16 protein-coding genes are annotated in these 19,086 nt (G+C 59.3%); 11 read left to right on the plus strand and 5 right to left on the minus strand.

What is annotated here, in order from left to right; all coding sequences use genetic code 11:
- Both BGC09_RS09785 and BGC09_RS09790 read left to right on the plus strand, forming a co-directional pair.
- Positions 1 to 201: winged helix-turn-helix domain-containing protein (locus BGC09_RS09785; RefSeq protein WP_141727716.1), on the plus strand; the 201-nt coding region annotated here is incomplete at its 5' end.
- 15 nt (positions 202 to 216) lie between these two features.
- On the plus strand, positions 217 to 1,542 hold the full coding sequence (locus tag BGC09_RS09790) for an ATP-binding protein (RefSeq protein ID WP_141727717.1): 1,326 nt from the start codon (positions 217 to 219) through the stop codon (positions 1,540 to 1,542).
- A gap of 81 nt (positions 1,543 to 1,623) precedes the next feature.
- Here BGC09_RS09790 and nfi read toward each other — a convergent pair whose 3' ends face one another.
- The 5 genes from nfi to BGC09_RS09820 form a co-directional block, all read right to left on the minus strand.
- Positions 1,624 to 2,376, minus strand: a complete 753-nt coding sequence (gene nfi / locus BGC09_RS09795; protein WP_069803781.1) for a deoxyribonuclease V — start codon at positions 2,374 to 2,376, stop codon at positions 1,624 to 1,626.
- Between the two features lie 3 nt (positions 2,377 to 2,379).
- Complete coding sequence (locus tag BGC09_RS09800) at positions 2,380 to 3,159, minus strand: class I SAM-dependent DNA methyltransferase (protein WP_084658320.1); 780 nt, start codon at positions 3,157 to 3,159, stop codon at positions 2,380 to 2,382.
- A 252-nt stretch (positions 3,160 to 3,411) separates the two neighbouring features.
- The gene (locus tag BGC09_RS09805; protein ID WP_141727718.1) at positions 3,412 to 4,125 is read right to left on the minus strand and encodes a hypothetical protein; all 714 of its coding nucleotides are present in this window, start codon (positions 4,123 to 4,125) and stop codon (positions 3,412 to 3,414) included.
- A gap of 403 nt (positions 4,126 to 4,528) precedes the next feature.
- On the minus strand, positions 4,529 to 7,276 hold the full coding sequence (gene ppdK, locus BGC09_RS09815) for a pyruvate, phosphate dikinase (RefSeq protein ID WP_176728897.1): 2,748 nt from the start codon (positions 7,274 to 7,276) through the stop codon (positions 4,529 to 4,531).
- A 226-nt stretch (positions 7,277 to 7,502) separates the two neighbouring features.
- A complete protein-coding gene (locus BGC09_RS09820; RefSeq protein WP_069803789.1) occupies positions 7,503 to 8,138 on the minus strand; it encodes a HEPN domain-containing protein in 636 nt (211 codons plus the stop codon).
- Between the two features lie 572 nt (positions 8,139 to 8,710).
- Here BGC09_RS09820 and BGC09_RS09825 point away from each other — a divergent pair.
- The 9 genes from BGC09_RS09825 to BGC09_RS09865 all read left to right on the plus strand — a co-directional run bounded on the left by BGC09_RS09825 (position 8,711) and on the right by BGC09_RS09865 (position 19,032).
- Complete coding sequence (locus tag BGC09_RS09825) at positions 8,711 to 9,337, plus strand: RNA polymerase sigma factor (RefSeq protein WP_069803791.1); 627 nt, start codon at positions 8,711 to 8,713, stop codon at positions 9,335 to 9,337.
- Positions 9,334 to 10,380: an anti-sigma factor family protein gene (locus BGC09_RS09830; RefSeq protein ID WP_069803793.1), complete on the plus strand. Its 1,047-nt coding sequence runs from the start codon at positions 9,334 to 9,336 to the stop codon at positions 10,378 to 10,380. Before BGC09_RS09825 ends, BGC09_RS09830 begins: the two co-directional genes overlap by 4 nt.
- A gap of 156 nt (positions 10,381 to 10,536) precedes the next feature.
- Positions 10,537 to 11,724 (plus strand): acetyl-CoA C-acetyltransferase, encoded by a 1,188-nt coding sequence (locus BGC09_RS09835; RefSeq protein ID WP_069803795.1) that lies wholly within the window; start codon positions 10,537 to 10,539, stop codon positions 11,722 to 11,724.
- A gap of 378 nt (positions 11,725 to 12,102) precedes the next feature.
- Positions 12,103 to 13,089, plus strand: coding sequence for a glycosyltransferase family 2 protein (locus BGC09_RS09840; RefSeq protein WP_069803797.1), 987 nt, complete (start codon positions 12,103 to 12,105; stop codon positions 13,087 to 13,089).
- A gap of 84 nt (positions 13,090 to 13,173) precedes the next feature.
- Complete coding sequence (locus tag BGC09_RS22160; RefSeq protein ID WP_084658327.1) at positions 13,174 to 14,472, plus strand: glycosyltransferase; 1,299 nt, start codon at positions 13,174 to 13,176, stop codon at positions 14,470 to 14,472.
- The gene (locus BGC09_RS09850) at positions 14,469 to 15,263 is read left to right on the plus strand and encodes a class I SAM-dependent methyltransferase (RefSeq protein ID WP_069803799.1); all 795 of its coding nucleotides are present in this window, start codon (positions 14,469 to 14,471) and stop codon (positions 15,261 to 15,263) included. The genes BGC09_RS22160 and BGC09_RS09850 overlap by 4 nt, the downstream gene beginning before the upstream one ends.
- A gap of 153 nt (positions 15,264 to 15,416) precedes the next feature.
- Entirely contained in the window at positions 15,417 to 16,442 is a 1,026-nt protein-coding gene (locus tag BGC09_RS09855; protein WP_069803801.1) for a GDP-mannose 4,6-dehydratase, read from the plus strand.
- 55 nt (positions 16,443 to 16,497) lie between these two features.
- Entirely contained in the window at positions 16,498 to 17,700 is a 1,203-nt protein-coding gene (locus tag BGC09_RS09860; protein WP_245688581.1) for a lysylphosphatidylglycerol synthase transmembrane domain-containing protein, read from the plus strand.
- A 3-nt stretch (positions 17,701 to 17,703) separates the two neighbouring features.
- Complete coding sequence (locus tag BGC09_RS09865; RefSeq protein WP_069803805.1) at positions 17,704 to 19,032, plus strand: efflux RND transporter periplasmic adaptor subunit; 1,329 nt, start codon at positions 17,704 to 17,706, stop codon at positions 19,030 to 19,032.
- Positions 19,033 to 19,086: the final 54 nt, after the last annotated feature.

Consider the following 19,086-nt stretch of genomic DNA (forward strand, 5'->3'; position numbering starts at 1 on the left):
TTGCGCATCCTGATGAGCTGCCCCGATCAAGTGGTCAGCCGCGATCAGCTTCTCTCTTCAGTCTGGAATGATAATGAGAATAATAGTAATATTGTTGATGTTTACATTGGCCGTTTGCGCAAAAAATTAGAGCCGGATGCGGCTCACCCACGCCATATTATTTCTGTGCGCCGTATCGGATATAAGTTTGTCAGTAAGTAAGGAAAAGGGGGGAACGTGGTGAAATCGGCCTCTCGCCGCTCTCGGGTAAAGGAGCGTGCGCCTGCCGGGACCGAAGTCCGGCAGGTACGCGACGTTGACGGCGTTGACCAGCCTGATCAGTTGTTGTCTGAGGATCAAGCACGGATGCAGGGAGGAAGGGCAGGGAGGAAGAAGGTGGTGCGTGAGCGGCATCCGTCCGAGCAGGGGGGGCGGGCGGATATGGAGCTGTTGGCGGACTGTGCCGGGAAGGCGCTGGCGGCCACGACTGATGTCGCCTTTCTTCTAGACAGCTGTTTTCGCCTCCGTGCCTTCAATCCTGCAGCGGCGGCTCTCTTAAGCTGGGAAGGGGCTGCCACCATTGGCCAGGGCTGTGCCCAGGTACTCAGGTGTCGCAACCTGGATCATATGCCGCTCTGTGGCACCTCTGGCTGTCCGCTGGTGCGTGTCTTGCAGGGAGGGCAGCCGCTTGCCAACGAAGAAATCATTCTTGGTCCCGAGACTGTGCAGGGTTGGGAAGCCTCGGTCAGTGTCACTCCTATCGAAGCTGTCGATGAGCGCTATGTCTTCTTCCTGGCGCGCGATGTCTCTGCGCTCAAAATGGCCAATCGCATGCGAGAGCACTTTGTATCGATGGTCTCGCATGAGCTACGTACGCCGCTCAACTCCGTGCATGGGTTTATCGAGCTGCTCTTGCGCGGTCAGATGGGACCTTTGAACGATACCCAGCGTGAATACCTGGGCTACGCCAGCGAGGCTTTGCAGCAACTACTCTCGCTGGCCGAGGATGTCCTCTTCATGGCACGTTCCGATGCTGGCCATTTTGAGATCCGGCTCCAGCAGGTGAACGTTGAGGTCCTCTCTCAACAGGTTCTGGAAAGCTTGTTACCGCTGGCGCGCAAGGCTGAGATCGTCATGAGCAAGGAGATAGAGCTGCCTGCTCCGCTCTTGCATGCTGATCCGCAGCGCCTTAAGCAGGTACTCTCTAATCTGCTGGGGAACGCCATTAAGTTCACCCCACCGGGGGGAACGGTGGTCCTACGCGCCCGTCCTGATCCCGATGATCCTCAGATGGCGCTGCTCTCCGTGAAAGACACTGGCTTTGGTATCGCGCCCGAGGATCAGCCTCATGTCTTTGAGCGCTTCTATCAGGCCACGCACAGTATGCAGTCCCGTATGGGGGGCTATGGGCTGGGGCTGACGATTGCCCGCCTCATCATTGAACAACATGGAGGAAGGATCTGGTTTGAAACGGTCCCGAATCGGGGTACCACCTTCTATTTCACCCTCCCTCTCTATCGCGAACAGACAGTGCTAGAAGGAGGGAGAAGCGATAACAGCTAGCCAGGCGGGAGATTTATTCGCCGCACAGCCTGCTTCTCTGAACGAGGCTGGAAAAGGTGCAGGTGAGGCGTTGGAACGTGCTCACTGCCAAAGCGAGTTCTGAACGGCTCCGTTCGATGGTCCCTCTGCTCCCTGGGGGCCGCTGGTTGGTTCTCGATAGGCGTTATTCTTCGAGAGCCGATCGGCCAGGCGCGTTGGCTCGGGCAGGCGATAGCCGCGGCAGCAGGAGAGGACATAGTGGATGCTTGTCTCCAGGCTGATCCGGTGGCCGAGAGAGATGATCATTGGCTTGGCGTGCTCGCGTGTGCGCACGGCGGCGCCGATGATCTCTCCATGATCGCGCAGGGGAATCCAGGAGCCAACTGTTTCGCCTAGCTCCTGCTCGTTGTAGTGGCCACGCAGGACCGATTTGGCGCACCCAATTGTGGGAAGGTCCAGCCAGAGGCCCAGGTGGGAGGCAATGCCCAATCGGCGCGGGTGAGCAATTCCCTGGCCGTCGACCATGATCAGATCTGGCTCCTGTCGCAGCAGATGGAGCGCTCCCAGCACGCAAGGCAGCTCACGGAATGAGAGCAGGCCCGGGATATACTCCATGCGTACTGGCTCCTCGTAGACATGTTGCTCCTCTAGCTCCAAGGAAGGATAAGAGAGAAGAACAGCAGCGGCGCGCGCCAGGCCATTATTTTCATTGATCGCCAAATCGACGCCAGCAATGTGCTGGATCTGGGACGGCAGGCGATCCTCGCGGATCACCCGGCTGGCAAGCTCTTTCTGCAGAGCGATGGCCTGCTCTGGTTGCAGGTTCCACTCGTGCAGGGGGCGTACTGCTCGCATGGGCTATCGTGCCTCCGCAATGAAAATCATGCGCGGGCTTTGCAGTTCGTAGGGGGCCATCTCATAATTGCCGTAGACATCCTTGACGACAAAACCCGCCTGCTCTAGCATCAATTCCAGCTCGCTGCGCTCGAAGAGGTAAAACGTGGTGCGGGTAACTGTGCGCCGCACCGTTTCCCCCTGGCAGTACTGATCATAGAAGTGGACCAGCTCCAACATGTGGCGAGTGTTGGACGCGGCAGGAGAAACGAAATGGGTTAAAAGACTGCCATCCTCGCATGTCCAGGTCCCCTGATGCAGAAGCTGCCCACTTAGATTTTCCATCGCGCGAGCATCGGCGTTGCTGAGATCAAGAATGAGTGTGGCGCCGGTCACCAGGTGAGCGCGTAGTAAGGCCAGTGCTTGCTGCTGATCTTTGCGTGTGGTCAGGTGGGCGAAGGAGCCGAGTGCGATAAAAGCCAGCCGAAAGCGCTGCTCCAGGTGTAAGGCGCGCATATCCTGCTGCACCAGCGTCACTCGTGACAGAAGGCCCTCCTGGGCCAGCCGCTGGCGTGCACGTTCCAGCATCTTGGCCGAGATATCGACCCCGGTCAGCTCGTAGCCTTCGCGCGCCAGTGGTAGAAGCAGGCGACCGCTGCCGCAGGCCACCTCCAGCAAAGGACCGTAGGGGCCGCACAGCTCGGCGAAGTCCCGATAGAGGTCCAGGTCCTCCAGGAAGTGGGCATGCTCGATATCGTAAAAAGCTGCAAAGGCATCGTAATCGTTCACTGTATCTCTTTGCATAAGAAGATCCGCTCCGCATGGCTCGGCGATGGGCGCTTGCCTCTAGAATACTCTCCCGATGATAGCACGGTGGCAAAAGAGCCGCAAGAGGGGAAAAAGCGGAGAGGCAAACAAGGTCTGCCGGGGCGGGGTGACCACAAGCACAAGGAAGGAGCTGAGGCGCCATGACCTCTCTTCTCGCCTGCCGGCAGCAGGCTAGCAGACCGTGCTGGTGAGGTCCTCGACAATGGGCGGCTCTGGAACCGGGAAAGGCTAAATCCCATCCGCCGAGGTGATGCGGTCGAGGGTGGGCAGGGTCTGAGTAGCGAAAGTCAGATGAACATCATAGATTGCCAGGTCGCGCCAGACCGTGACGGTGAAATGGTAGGGGTCCAGCTCATTCACTGAGAATTCAGAGACCGTGCCGAAGCGCTGATCTTGCGCGCGTGCGAGCTGAAGATAGCCATCCAGATCCAGATGCTGCCCTTTCACTGTGGCGTTGCTTGCCAGCTCGATATAGGCTAATTGATACTGCTGCTGTTGGATAGCCGTGTAATAATCCTGCACGACCGTGCGGTGGGCCGTTTCGAGCGTGGCAGGCGAGACGTTCTGTGCGAGGCCCTGGGTGAGGTTCTGGCTGGCCTGTTGGAAGGCAAGGAAGGCGGCGAGGCCGCAGCTGACCAGACTGGCTACGATGAAGAAGGTGATGGCCAGCGGCAGCCACCACGGTTGCTGACGGGTCAAACGCGGAGCCGGAGGAGCTGGTAATGGTCTTGGAAGCGGCGCAGGACCGCCATAGGGCGGAGGAGGAAATGGCGCCATACTCATGCCGGCGGGAAAAGCCATCGATGGGGGTGGAGGGAACCAGGTCGGAGGCACCATGTTCGGCGCGCCGGACCAGGGTTGCGGGCCTGGCGCTGCGGGAGGCCACGGAGAAGCGAGTGGTGACTGCTCGGGCTGATTCTGTTGCTGAGGATCTGATTGCATTGAACCTTATCCTCCTGCTCCTGATGAGCCAGATAGCTAGTAGCAGGATTTCAATCAAGCCTCTCCCCGTAGGGCAAGATAAGTATAATGGACCTGGGTATAGTTGGCAAGATCGCAACGCTGTTTCCCGGGCTGTACCCTGTAACAGCTTGCCTGGCCTCCACCCACAAGTGCCTGCCTGAGCGTGCCGCACAGCGAAAGGAGGAGTCTGCCCGGCGGCCAGCAGCGCTCTTGCGCAGGCCAGGAAAAGCGGGCAATTCCCCTTGACGCTCCCTGAGCTGAGGAGCTGGGATCGGCGAGGAATTGCCCGCTTTCCTTGATGCTGCGATGCTGCGCGCTTCAAAGGTAACCCACGGGCCAGCGTCACAGTGCGACGAACGTGACAGGCCCGGGCCTGACCTACCTATTTATCCTTTTCAGACTTGCTCAAAGCGGCCTGGGCGGCGGCCAAACGGGCCACTGGCACCCGGAAGGGCGAGCAGCTCACATAATCGAGGCCAACCTCATGGAAGAACTCGATGCTGCTCGGATCGCCACCGTGCTCGCCGCAGATTCCGAGCTCAATCTGCGGATTGGCGGCGCGTCCCTTCTCCGCCGCCATGTGTACCAGCTGACCCACACCGTCGCGGTCGATCGTCTGGAAGGGGTTCACTGGCAAAATCTTCACCTTTTCGGGCAAGCCAGGAGCCTCCAGACCGTCGACATACTTCATCAAGAACTTGCCTTCGGCGTCGTCGCGGCTGAAGCCAAAGGTTGTCTGCGTCAAATCGTTGGTACCGAAGCTGAAGAAATCGGCCACCGTCGCGATCTGATCGGCGGTCAGCGCGGCGCGCGGCAACTCGATCATCGTACCAAACTTATACTCGACCGCGGAGCCGGCCTCTGCCGTAATCTCCTTGGCCACAGCCTCTAGCTGGCGGCGCACCTCGCGCAGCTCGTTCACATGCCCGACCAGCGGGATCATGATCTTCACCTGTGGCTTCTTCCCCGTCTTGCGCGCCACCTCCAGCGCGGCCTCCAGGATCGCGCGCGTCTGCATAATGGTAATCTCCGGGAAGAGCAAGCCCAGGCGGCAGCCACGCAGGCCGAGCATCGGGTTCATCTCGCGCATCGCGGCCACAGCATCGAGCAGGGCCTTCTTCTCCTTGAGCGCCTCTGGATCGGCGCCAGTGGCCTCCAGGCGAGTCACCTCGACCAGCAGCTCCTCGTAGTTCGGCAGGAACTCGTGGAGTGGCGGATCGATCAGGCGGATCACCACCGGATAACACTCCCCGGTGCGCGGATTGACCATTGTCTCAAAGATCCCGATGAAGTCGCTGCGCTGGAAAGGCAGCAGCTGGTCGAGAGCGGCTTGGCGCTCCTCGGCGGTCTTCGCCAGGATCATCTTCTGCACGATGGGCAGGCGTTCCTGCTCCATAAACATATGCTCGGTGCGGCAGAGGCCGATACCCTCGGCGCCGAACGTTACCGCGCGCTGAGCGTCGCGCGGGTAGTCGGCGTTGGCCCAGACCCCCAGCTTGCGGATGCGGTCCGCCCAGCTCAGGAGCTTCTGCAGCTCGGTCTCTTTTTCGAAGTCCGGCTCCACCGTGGGGATCACCCCGGCAAAGACCTCGCCGGTGTCGCCATCGATAGAGATCTCATCGCCCTCGCGGATGACCACATCGCTGCCGACCACGCGGAAGAGCTTCTCTTCCTCGTAGACGCGGATTCCCTCACAGCCGGCTACACATGGCAGACCCAGGCCGCGGGCCACCACCGCGGCATGGCTGGTAGCGCCGCCACGGGCCGTCAAGATCCCCTTAGAGACGAGCATTCCGTGGACATCGTCGGGGCTGGTCTCTGGACGAACCAGGACCACTGGCACGCCAGCCTTTCCCAACTCCTCAGCGCGATCGGCATCGAAGACCGCTTTACCCGCGGCGGCGCCGGGTGAAGCATTCAAGCCGCGGGCCAGAAAACGCCCCTCCTGGTGAGCGCGCGCCTTCGCCTCCTCATCAAAGCGTGGCAGCAGCAGCTGATAGATCTGGGTTGGATCGGAGCGGCGGATGGCCTCCTCCTCGCTGATCAGCCCTTCCTCGACCATGTCCACAGCAATCTTCACCGCTGCCCTGGCCGAGCGCTTGCCCGAGCGTGTCTGCAGCATATAGAGCCGGCCACGCTCCACCGTAAACTCCATATCCTGCATATCGCGATAGTGCCGCTCCAGACGGCGGGCGATCTCCTGGAACTGCTCATAGACCTGGGGCAGCTCCTCCTTCAGGCGGTTGATCTTCGAAGGTGTGCGGATGCCAGCCACCACATCCTCACCCTGAGCGTTGAGCAGGTACTCGCCGTACAGCTCCTTCTCACCGGTGCTTGGGTTGCGTGTGAAGGCCACGCCGGTACCGCTGTCATTGCCCATGTTGCCAAAGACCATGCTTTGCACATTGACAGCGGTGCCCAAATTGTGAGGGATCTTATTAAAGTTGCGGTAATCGATGGCCCGCTTATTGTTCCAGGAGGCGAAGACTGCCTCAATGGCGCGTTTGAGCTGCTCGTAGACGTCGGTGGGGAAGGGCTGACCGGACTGACGTTCGGCAATCTGCTTAAACTCGGTCACCAGCTCCTTGAGAGCTGAAGCCGGCAGCTCTGCGTCGCTCTTGGCCCCTGTGCGCTCCTTATACTCATCGAGCTTCTGCTCGAACTCGCGGGGATCGGCATCGAGCACAATCTTACTGAACATCTGGATAAAGCGTCGGTAGGCATCGTAAGCGAAGCGCTCATCGCCGGTTTGCTCTACCAGCCCCTGAACCGTCTCATCGTTGAGGCCCAGGTTCAGCACTGTATCCATCATGCCTGGCATTGAGAACTTCGCGCCCGAGCGCACGGAGACGAGCAGAGGATTGTGGCGATCGCCAAAGGTCTTGCCGGTCTGTTGCTCGACGATACGCAGAGCGGCCAGGGCCTGTTCCCACATCCCCGGTGGAAACTGCTTACCAGCATCGTAGTAGGCATTGCAGGCTTCAGTTGTGATAGTGAAGCCTGGAGGGACTGGCAAGCCAGCCTTTGTCATCTCGGCGACGCCTGCCCCCTTGCCGCCGAGCAAGTCGCGCATGCTGGCGCTGCCTTCAGTGAACAAATAGACCCACTTGCGCGGCGATTGCTTGACCACCTCTTCAAAGGGCGTTCCCTGGGGCTGCCCTCCTGTGATTGCTTGCGTCACGAAATACTCCTCCCAGTTGATAGAATACTCAGGATCTATAGAAGCCGAATCACGACGCCAGGGGAATCCTCCTCATAGAGGATGGGTAGGACGTAGCGCTGCAAGCAACCGGGTCGGCGCTGACCCGCGCCGCTGGATTGCGCTGGAGAAGGCGCGTGTTCAGTCGGCTGGTCAATCAGGCGCTGGTAAAGATTCTTCCCCTGGCCCAGCGCAAGACACGGCGGGCACGCTGCACATGGTCGTTGGCCTCGGAGGCGCTAATGACCTCATCGGCCTCCTCGGGGGGCGTATCGGCATAAAAGGTTTCGGGATGGAAAGGAGTGAGAGCCTCCATATCGTGCAGGATCTCCGTTGGTGCACCGACGCGCTCGCCCAAGGCTCGCAGATCATGGTTATAAGGGGAACGACGTCCGAAAAGGAGCAGGCTCACTGCCTGGGTGGCTTTCTCAGCCACCTGGTTACAGTAATCGACGCAGGCGAAGTGCCGACCGAGGTTCAGCTCCAGGCTTGCGGTGGCCATGTCCTGGGCGGCCTCGGCGAACAGAGCCAGGGCCCCCTGCAAGTCGCCTCTTGCAGGCTGTGTGGTCTCTGTCTCCTCCTCGTCCTCTGTCTCCGCCTCCGCTCCATCTCCTTTGTTGCTCTGGCGCCCCGTTCCTCTGTTGGCTGGCGTTGAGCTGCCCTCTTCCCTGGTGTGGAAGGGAGGAGCCTGCTCCGACTGCTGCGGGCTGACGCCTTCCAGCAGCAGCCGCTCCAGATCCTCCTCAGGCTCATGTGGTTGAGGGGCGTCACCCGCTGTGTGGCGCTCTGACATCTGAGTAAGCTCTCCCCAGTGCCCGCCCAGGGGCCAGCGAGCGCCCCGGGCGGCTTATTCTCTTAGCTCAAACGACCTGTCCCCTGCCCGTAACGTACCAGGCTTTCCGCTTATCGATACCTCTGTGTGTTTCTCCTCTATATTAGTCCTGTCAGCGCGTGGTGTCAATGCAGCTTCACCAATCATTGATAGAGAAGAGCGAGAGTGGTCTCTGCCGGCCTCCTGCCGGGCTATTCCTGCTGCTCGTGTCCCCTCTCGTCCTCCGCCTGGCGGCGAGCCACCACCGCTGGTAGAGATGGGCTGCGCTGGAAAAACTGGCTGAAAAAGCTGGCCTGTTGACTCGTGAGAGGGAGAAGGAGAGAGCGAGGTGGTGGCTCCTGTGGGTCTGATGAGTGGGGAGCATCTCCTCAGCACCTACTGGCATGTTCTATTCACCGGGCGTTCCTGCTATACTAGGTATACATATGCATGCTTTTAGCAAGGTCAGTGAAGGTGGCGAGGGCGCATTAACTGCTGGTAACGCTGATGTCGCCGCTGTCGCAGAGGCCCGGAGAGAAAGAGTACATGTCAGCATGACAGAGAAAACGCCTGCGCATTCGCAGAGAGCCGGCCCTGAAACGTTTGCCGATGCTGAGAGTGCCCTGGCCTTAAGCAGGCTCTATGAGCGGTTCAGTCGGCCAATTCACTCCTATATTTATCATCTCTTGGGGAACCGTGAGGACGCCGATGATATGACGCAGGAGGTCTTTATCCGAGCCTGCCTGGCCTGGGATCATCTGCATGACCGTGAGAACCTGAGCGCCTGGCTCTATCGTATTGCGACCAATCTCTGCGTAGACCTCTTGCGCAGGCGGAAACGTATTGCCTGGTGGCCTCTCTCCCTGAGTAGTCATCAGGGCGACCATGATGAAGGCTCGATCTCTGAGGAGTTTACTCTGTTGCTGGCTGATAGCGGAGGCATCCCCGAAATCGTAGAGCGCGAGCATATCCGTGCCGCGCTGGCGGCGATGCCGCTGGACTATGCTATCGCGCTCGTGCTGAACACCGTTCAGGGCCTTCCCTATCAAGAGGTTGCTACCATCATCGGAATCTCCCCCAATGCTGCCGCAACACGCATATCTCGGGCAAAGAAGATGTTTATCGAACGTTACACGCGAATCGAGCGAGAGCATCTGAAGGGGGAGGAGCGCCGGCGATGAGTGAGGCGATGCACGAATCTGATTTGCCGCCGTTACCCCTGGCTCGTGAGCGCGGGCTGCAGGTCTGCGAAACCATCCAGCTCTACCTGGCCATTCTCGATGACTTGGACCTTGAGCAAGCGCAGGCGGTGCTGGAGCATGTCTACGATTGCCCATCCTGCTTGCGGGCCTATCGTCTCTTGAGCCAGGCGACGCAGCTGCTGCGGAGTAACCTGGAGCAAACACGTCCCTCAGCGCGCGTCGACCGGGCTGTCTATCAGGCGATTGCGGCTCGTTGGGGGGTGCCAGCCGCTACCTCTCGGGAGGACGGGGCAGGAGCGTTCCGCAAGCAGGCCGAAGTATCTCGTACTCAGCCGAACCGCCGGGTGTGGCGATCCCCAATCCGTCCCTCTTCTGTGCGTCGCCGCCTCTTACTCTTGCCGGCAGTAGCGGCCCTGGTGCTGCTGGTCCTGGGGGCCTCTCTGGGGGTAAGCGCCATCTGGCGACCGTCGCAGGCTTTTGCCTTGCCGGCGGGGCTCTCCTGGAGTGGCTATGTCCTCTATCATCGTCAAACCAGGATGAGTGATGAAGGGCGACCTTATCGCGTCGAAACCTATCACAACCTGGGAACCGGTGAGTTGCACGTGGAGGCCACCATGCCTGGTCAGCTGGATGTAGTGCTGATCAGCGATGGGAAGATGGTCCTTGGACTGGACATGATGCATCACGTGGTGCAGTGGAATCCTGCCCGTTGGACTGTCCAGGACACGGCCTTTGATCTTGAGCAATTGCGCCACGATCTTCAGCAGGGTAGGGCCCACTATCTTGGTCAAAGCCGATTACAAGGGCAAACGGTCTACCGTATCTGGCTGCCCAGTGGCTATATTTTGGTGCTGGATCAGCACTACCATCCGGTCAACCTCCTGTATGCCGATGGTGCTCAGCAAGGTCAGCCGGTGTACGACAGTCTGCGCTTGCTGACGGAAGACCAGGTCTCTGAACGCCTCTGGGACATGCACCCCCCCGCGGACTTTCTGCCGGGCCACCTTCCCGCTGAGCCTTGACCTCACCTCATTCTTGCTTGCTTGCTTGCTTGCTTGCATCGATTCGAAACGGGAGGCTACAATGGGAAAACGGAGGAGCAGCAGGGCCTTGCGAAGGGTGGCTGTTCCAGCGATGAAGCAACTCGAGAGGCTGCACTGGCAGCAGGAGCAAGCATCATGGCAACAGAACCAGTGCCTGTGATTGTCGGCGCGGCACGCACCCCGACAGGGAAATTCTTAGGGGCGCTTGCGAACTTTACGGCCCCCCAGCTGGGGGCAATTGCGATCAAGGAAGCGGTGCGTCGTTCGGGCATCGCTGTCGAAACCATCGATGAAGTGATTATGGGCAATGTGGTCTCGGCGGGCGTAGGCCAGGCCCCGGCGCGCCAGGCAGCAATCGGGGCTGGCCTGCCAGTTGAGATTCCTGCCTTTACTGTCAACAAGGTCTGTGGGTCTGGCCTCAAGGCTGTGATGCTGGCAGCTCAGGCCATTCGGGCAGGCGATGGGCACGCCTTTGTCGCCGGCGGCATGGAGAGTATGTCGAATGCCCCCTATCTCCTACCGAAAGCGCGCACTGGCTACCGCATGGGCCATGCTGAGCTGGTGGACGGCGTGATTCACGATGGTCTCTGGTGTGCCTTCGAGCACGTCCATATGGGGAACGAGGCAGAGGTCATTGCCGAGACCTTTGGGATCTCCCGTGATGAGCAGGATCGGTTCGCACTTGCCAGCCATCAGAAAGCAGCAGCAGCTACAGCCGCTGGCCGCTTCAAGGACGAAATTGTCCCGATCGAGGTCAGGCAGAAGGGCACCAGTCTCTTCGTTGAAAGCGATGAGCCGATTCGCCCTGACACCTCGCTGGAGGCCCTGGCCAGGCTCAAGCCGGCTTTCCAGGAGCAGGGCACGGTCACGGCTGGTAATGCTCCTGGACTCAGCGATGGAGCCTCGGCGACGGTGGTGGTGGAGCAAACCCTTGCTCATGAGCAGGGCTTGCCCGTGCTGGCGCGTGTTATTGGCTATGCCTCGGCTGCCATTACGCCACGCTATATCTTTGCAGCCCCAACACGCGCTGTCAAGCGGCTACTGGAGCTGACCGGTTTGCAGCTGAGCAACTTCGATTTGATCGAGGTGAATGAGGCTTTTGCTGCTCAAACGCTGGCCAATGGGAAAGAACTTGGTTGGGACTGGAACCGGGTCAATGTGAACGGGGGGGCGATTGCTCTTGGTCATCCTATTGGCTCCAGCGGTTCGCGCATCTTGATTACCCTCATCTATGAGCTGCGGCGCCGTGGCGGTGGGCGGGGCCTGGCGACACTCTGCCTGGGCGGCGGCGGCGCTGTGGCCCTGGCCGTTGAGGTCTCGTGAACGGCACCAGCCTGCATGTGGTCTCCACTCCGCTCCTCGTCTGTTCTGTCGACTACTAGGACCAGGATGGGCGAGGAGCAGGAGGAGCGCTAGTCAGTTTGGCCGCTTGATCTGGCCAGGCCTGCGCTGAGGCCGGCAGACCTCCCCGCTGAGACGATTCCCCTCCTCCTCTCTCCCCTTTTTGTCACTGCAATGCTTAATTTTTTTGCTACTCTTCTTCCTCTACCTTCCAAGCGTCCTTTGTTATAACTGTGGCAACCATACATTTAAGATGGTCAATATTCAATAAATCACAAAGAAGTAGTTACCTCCTTCGAAGTGAATCGTTAAGACAGATGCTAGGAAAAATAAAAAACTGGAAGGTTGTATGATATAAACATGTTTAAACAAGCTAGCTCTTTATCCTTGGTTATCCCTGTACACAATGAGATGGGGAACCTGATGCTTTTGCATCGGAGAATTCGTGACGTTATGTCTAGTATGAACGATCGGTATGAAGTCATTTATGTTGATGATGGTAGTACCGACGGTAGTTTCTCTGTATTAGAGCAATTGGCTGCAACCGATCTCCATGTAAAGGTGGTGGGGTTAAGCCGCAATTTTGGGCAGACGGCGGCGCTGGCTGCTGGAGTGGCTCACAGCAGAGGCGAGGTACTGATTCTGCTCGATGCTGACCTGCAGAATGATCCTGCCGATATCCCGCGCTTGCTTGTCAAGCTAGAAGAGGGGTATGATCTCGTCAGTGGCTGGCGGCGCAAGCGGCAGGGAGATGGCTGGCTGCGTTGCCTGCTCTCTCGTCTGGCCAATTTTCTTGCCGCCAGGGCTGCTGGCATTCCCATCCACGATCTCGGTTGCACGCTGAAGGTCTATCGCCGTGCGGTCTTTGCCCATGTTCCCCTCTATGGAGAGATGCATCGCTTTCTCGCGGCCTATGCGGCTCTGGCTGGCGCGCGCATTGCCGAGGTTGAAGTGAGGCACCATCCCCGCTATGCTGGGCGTTCGCACTATGGTCTGGACCGCACACTGAGGGTGCTTCTCGATCTCTTGCTCTTGAAGTTCTACAGGAGTTTTGCCACTCGTCCTCAGCAGCTGTTAGGCTTGCCTGGGTTGCTGGCGCTTGCCCTTGGTGTAGCCTTTCTGCCGCTTGTCCTGATTCTTGTCTTGCTGGCTGGTAGATCGCGGGTGGCCTCCTGGTCGGGGCCGTTGTTCTTAGGCGTACTTGGCGCTTGTTGCTTCGGCCTCCTCTCGCTCCAGCTCGGTGTCCTGGCAGAGATGCTGATGCGTACCTACTATGAGTCTCAGAACAAGCAGCCTTATGTGGTGCGCTGCCTTGTCTCGGGCACGGAGCGCTGTGAATGCTGGTAGGGTCTCGCATGAATTGATGGCCCACGTCTCATCTGTCTGATGTTTGTGGAGAAGTTGCTTGAGGGAAGAAGTAGGTAGCACAAAATGAAGATCTTGGTGATTGCTCCTCAACCCTTTTTTGTCCCCCGTGGAGTGCCGTTCAGTGTTTACGCCCAGCTGCGTGCCCTGAGCGAACTGGGCTATCAGGTAGACCTGGTGACCTATCCTCTTGGGGAGTCAGTGGCGCTGCCCGGTGTGCGCATCTGGCGCATTCCCGGTCTACCTTTCGTGCGCGAGGTCCCTGTTGGTCCCTCGCCTGCAAAGCTCCTCTTTGACTTGCTGCTCTTTTTGTGGGCTTGCTGGCGCCTTTGTGGTCAGCACTATGACTGCATGTGCACACATGAGGAAGCTGGCGTCTTCGGTGTTGTGCTCGCGGCGCTCTTCCGCTGTCGGCATGTCTATTATATGCATTCTCACCTTGCGCAGCAGGCTGCCTGCCTGGGGTATGGGCACAAGCGCTGGCTGCTCTGGGGCCTGCATCGTCTGCAAGCCTGGATCCTCCGCCATGCCGGTGCCGTGGTGGCGATTTGCCCGGCTCTGGAGCGAGAAGCCTGGCTGATGGGGGCTCATGGCAAGACCTATGTGATAGAGAATGTGGCCTTGCCGGAGGAATTGCTGCCTGCAGATGGAGGGAGCGCAGAGGAGCCACGCCTACAGCAGGTTGCCGCGGCAGCGACCGTAGCTGAGTCGAGTGAGCCGGCTGCTCTGACGCAGGCCCACAAGAAAACCAGGGGTGCGGTGGATCACCCTGACGCTCGATCGGCCTCTCTGGAGGTGGCGCCCTTGCTGCTCTACACCGGCACGCTTGAACGCTACCAGGGGATTGAGCTGCTCCTGGAGAGCGCTGTCATGGTGCGGCAACGCTGCCCTACCGTCCGTTACCGGATTATTGGCGGACGACAGGATCAAGTCGCGACTTTGCGGGCGCTCTGTAGTCGTCTGGGAATCGAGGAGTGTGTGGAGTTTCTTGGTCAGCGGCCACCTTCTGAGATGGCTGCTTATATGGAGCAGGCCACCATCCTGGTGAGCCCGCGCTGCACAGGGACAAATGCGCCGCTGAAGCTGGCCAGCTACTTGCACTCTGGTAAACCCGTGCTGGCCACCTCGATTGCAGCCCATACGCAAGTCCTTAACCCGGAAGTGGCCCTGCTGGTGCCCCCAACGCCAGAGGGTCTGGCTGCCGGTGCGCTCCTCCTCCTGGAGAATGCCGCTTATGCGCGCGCTCTAGCCTGTGCTGCCAAGCGTTTCGCCGCCAGGCGCTGGAGCTGGCCCACCTTTGTGAGACAGCAACAGTGCCTCTATGCTGATGTGATTGCCGATAAGGTGGGGAGGTGCTCCCGATGAAGCGCTATTTGCGCGATCTTTTCGCCGAGGCGGCTGCGGAGGAGTTACGGCTGCCTCGCTGCTTGATGCGCCTTTACCTGACTCTACTGGAGCCACCGCTTGGCAAGACGATCCGTCTCGATCTGCTGCGCTCGGTGCTGCGTGGCTACAGCGTGAGAGGAGAGCGCTGGCTAGATCTCGGCTGTGGCATCGGCGATCTGACGTTGCGCCTGGCTGCTTGTGGCGCCAAGGTGGTCGGGATCGAGCGTGATCCAAGACGTGTAGAGCGTGCTGCGGCTGTGGCGGCTCGTGCTCGTTTGGATCAGGCGCGCTTTCTGGCGGCTGATGTCTGCCAGCTGACAGAGCTGGAGCTTGGGTCGTTCGATGGAGTTTGTTGTCTGGCTGTACTGGAACATATTGTCGATGATCTCGCTTTGCTTCGGCAGATTGCCGCTGTACTGCGCCCCGGAGGTCTCCTGGTGCTGCAGGTGCCTTCGGCACGCCGCAAGGTGCTCCCCGCTGCCGAAGAGGAGGATGGGCATGTCCGCCCCGGCTATGCCCTCTCTGAGATCTATGCCCTGCTCGAAGCCAGCGGCTTCCGCGTGCTCAGAGATGACTCACGTGATCCCCTCAACTTGCTGTACTGTTGGTCCCTCTGCGCCTGGCTGCTGGCAGGGGTATTCAACAGTGGTCGATTGCGTGGCCCCTGCTTCGCTCTGTTAGGCCCTCTCTTTCTGCCCCTCATTCGCCTCTCTTCTCGCTGCATTCGGCGGGTCGGAAGCGAGTTGGCTTTCCTGGCGGTGAGGTGCTGAATGACGAGGAGCCAATGCCAGGTGAGCAGTATGTGCTCTAACGCTATGCAAAGTAGTTCCCTTTTTCATTTTCTAAATATTGTAGGATTTGTATCCTTTTGATTGTTTCTGTGGCTCATTTTGTGAGCCAAACTATGTGGTGGAGGTGAACGTATGCGCTGTCTTGTTACAGGTGTAGCTGGTTTTATTGGTTCCCATCTGGCTGAACGCCTGCTGTCTGAGGGACATGAGGTCTGTGGTATCGATGCTTTTACTGATTTTTATCCGCGCCAGATCAAGGAGCGAAATATTCAAGGGATGCTGACATCCAATCGTTTCGACTTTATCGAGGGCGATCTGCTCCGACTGCCTCTGGTCTCACTCCTGGATGGGGTGGACTGGGTGTTTCACCTTGCTGCTCAGGCTGGGGTACGCCAGGGGTGGGGTAATGAATTTGTGCGCTATGTTGATGCCAATGTGCTGGCGACCCAGCGCTTGCTGGAGGATGCTGTCCGCGTAGGGAACGTGCGACGTTTCGTTTGTGCCTCCTCTTCATCCGTCTATGGTGAGGCGACCAGCTTGCCAGTGAAGGAGGCGACTCCCTTGCGGCCTGTCTCGCCCTATGGGGTGACCAAGGCGACCACCGAGCAGTTGTGTATGCTCTATCACCGTAACTGTGGCCTGCCGGTGGTCATTCTTCGCTACTTTACTGTGTATGGCCCCCGCCAGCGCCCCGATATGGCCTTTTACCGCTTCTGCTATGCACTGATCAACCAGCAGCCGGCTCTCGTCTACGGCGATGGTCGCCAGACACGAGATGTGACCTATGTGGATGATGTTGTAGAGGCAAATTTGCTGGCGGCAGTCGCCCCGGCGGCGGTGGGCCTGGTCTTTAATATTGCGGGGGGCGCTCGGGTCAGCATTCGCGAGGTCATCGATCTGCTGAAGGAGATGAGTGGCATGCCTCTGCCGGTGAAGTTCCTCGATGACCAGCGGGGCGAGGCCCATGATACCTTCGCAGACATTTCACAGGCCAACTATGTTCTGGGCTTCTCTCCACGGATAGGGCTGCGCGAAGGGTTGAGACGCGAGCTGGATTATGTGATCTCGTACACTCGCGGCCTGGCTTCTCGGCCCTATCTCGGCTGGCCTTTGGACTCTATCAGCCAACGGCTGGGGGAGAGCGACAATGATAAGTAGACCACCATTTCCATCCTTGTCCATCCTTGTTGGGCCCCTCAAAAGGGTGGGGACGATGCCTTCGTCCCCACCTCCCCCCCCATCGGCGAGGAGATTAGCGCGTATCAGACTGTGCCCGCTGGAGCAGGAGACTTCCCTCCCCTCCCCTGCTGAGCGCACAGGAGCGGCAGCCGATGGTTCCTCTGTCTCTGTTCCGCCTGGAGGCTGCCTCTCCCAGGGCAAAGGTGCCGGGCAGAGTAGCTGCTTTGCGGGGTCGGCCTTGAGTAGGGGACCTGGTTGGCGGCGCGCTTTGGGTGTGCAGGCGTTGGGAGCTGTCTCCCTGGCTGCCATCTGTTTGCTGCTTTGGAAGCCTCTCGCTGCTTCCGCGGACTGGGCGGAGCTTGCGCACAGTCAGGTGAGCTGTGCCTGTCTGCTGCTGGGAGGGTCAGGAGGGCTGCTCGGTGTAGTGATCAGTGCCTATCAGTGGCGTGCTTTGTTACATGCCCAGGGCAGACAGCTGGATCTGGCCGAGCTGATTAGGCTCTATCTGATAGGTCTGGCTTTTAGCCACTCTCTCCCTCTAGGGATGGGGGGCGATGCCATCAAAGCGCTCTACTCGGGTCAAGCGCTCGGCTCCTATCCGCTGGCGGCAGCCACCCTGGTCCTTGCCCGCTTGCTGGGTTTGCTGGCTCTGGGTCTGCTGCTTGGGGGGGTGCTCTGTGTCTGGAGGCAGCTCCTGCCTGCCCCTTTGGGTGCTGTGGCTGCTGCTGTCAGCCTGGTGATTACGCTTGCTCTGGCGGGCCTGTTTATGGTTGCCAGGCTGAGCGGCAAGCGGCGGTGGCCTGGCTGGTGTGCTCAAGCGGGCGCCTTGTCTCGCCTTCCCTATGGTAGGAAGCTGGGTCTTGTGGGCGCTGCCCTGACAGCAGCGGTGGCCAAACCGTTTTCTCTCTTGCCTCCCCTGGGCTTCAGCCTCTGTTTCTGGGTTGTGGCTGCGCTGAATTACTATAGCTATGGTCTGGCCCTCGATATCCATCTGCCATTGCCCTGCTACCTTGTCGCCATTCCGCTGGTAGCTCTCGCCGCTGCCCTCCCACTCTCTTTATTCAATGGACTTGGGATACGTGAGGGGAGCCTTGTCGCTATCCTGGCCCTTTACCACGTACCTGCGAGTAAGGCTCTGGTCCTGGCGGCCTGTGTGGATGCCCAGGGGGTGCTTCTGGCGCTTGGGGGCTGGCTGGCCTATGCCTTGCAAGCCTTGCAAAGAAGGGAGAGGAAGTAAACAATGACTCAGCCGCCTGCCAAAAAGCGCCAGTTTAAGCCGGGCGTTGGAATGCCTTCGTCTCAAGTACGTTTTTGCTTCGACGATGAGGAAACTACCCGTGTTCTGCCTCTCCTTCCAAAGTCGGCAGAGGGGGCTGCATCTGGCGAGCGCGCTAGCTCCCGTCCGGACGCTGCTCCGGAGCCTCGACAGGCCTTCATCCCTCAGTCTTTGCCACTGTTGGATGCTGGGGAGTCGCCGCAGCAGCCAATCTGGCTGGCCACCACTCTGCACCTGCGGGTGCTGCCGGGAAGCTGGCGGCGTCGGAGCAGTCAGCGCTTACGATTGGTTCTTGCGAGCTGTGGCCTGTTCGTCTTGCTCTTAGTTGGCTGGCTGGCCTTCCTGCGCTCCTCTGTACCGGAAGTGGTCCTTTATCAGCCTCAAGGTCAGGACTACGATCAGAGTCTGGGAGGGGAAGGTCTGGTCTATCCCCAAAGACAGCTTGTGCTTTCTCTGCCTTTCTCGGGCAAAGTTGATGCTGTACTGGTCAAGGTGGGCGACGCTGTCAGCGCTGGTCAGGCCGTGTTGCGCCTTGATCCACTTGAGTTGTCTGTACAGCTAAAGCTGGCCCGGGACGAGCTAACAGCTGCGGAAAGTTACTTGCAGGAAGTGATGACCAGCGGCAATGCAACGGTTGTGGCTCAAGCGCGTCAACGCTATGCGCTAGCCAGAAGCAGATATGAGGCCATGCAGGCTCGTTCCTCTTCCCTCCTTTCGGAGAATTGCCTTGTGGCTCCGCTGAGGGGAGTTGTGGCAGCGGTGAATGTCGTGGCTGGTCAGTCCTTCTCGGCCAATGCGTCCTTGCTCACAATCAGTGATCAATCGAGGGTGATAGTCCACGCTAAACTGCCGCTGAAGGCTCTCGGCCTGGTCCATGTAGGGCAGGCGGCGGAGGTCTTTACGGTCGCAGGGCCGACACCGACTCTTAGTGGCACGGTGCTGACCATTGTGCCGCGTGCCGATCCGCAGACCGATACCTTCGAGGTATGGGTAGTACTGGATAACCGGAGCGGGATTCTCTTGCCGGGCATGAGTGTCTTTGTACGCATTGCTGTAAAGGGGAGCGCCTTGGGACTGCCGCGACTGGCGGTGCTCGATCTGGATCTGGCTCCGGCTGTCTTCGTTGTGAAGCAAGAGCGCGCTTATTTGCGCTCAGTCCATGTAATCGCTCGCTCATTCACCCGGATCTTTATTGACCTTGGCTTGCGCCGTGGGGAGCTGGTCGTCCTGGTGGGACTGGCCGACCTTCGCGATGGACAAGAGGTACGTGTAGTAGGGATTGAGAAGGGTTGATGGTTCACTCGCTGTATCAGCGTGGGAAGGGATGGGATATGATAATGAGACACC

Origin of the sequence: Thermogemmatispora onikobensis, from assembly GCF_001748285.1 — a bacterium.
Taxonomy (GTDB): Bacteria; Chloroflexota; Ktedonobacteria; order Ktedonobacterales; family Ktedonobacteraceae; genus Thermogemmatispora; species Thermogemmatispora onikobensis.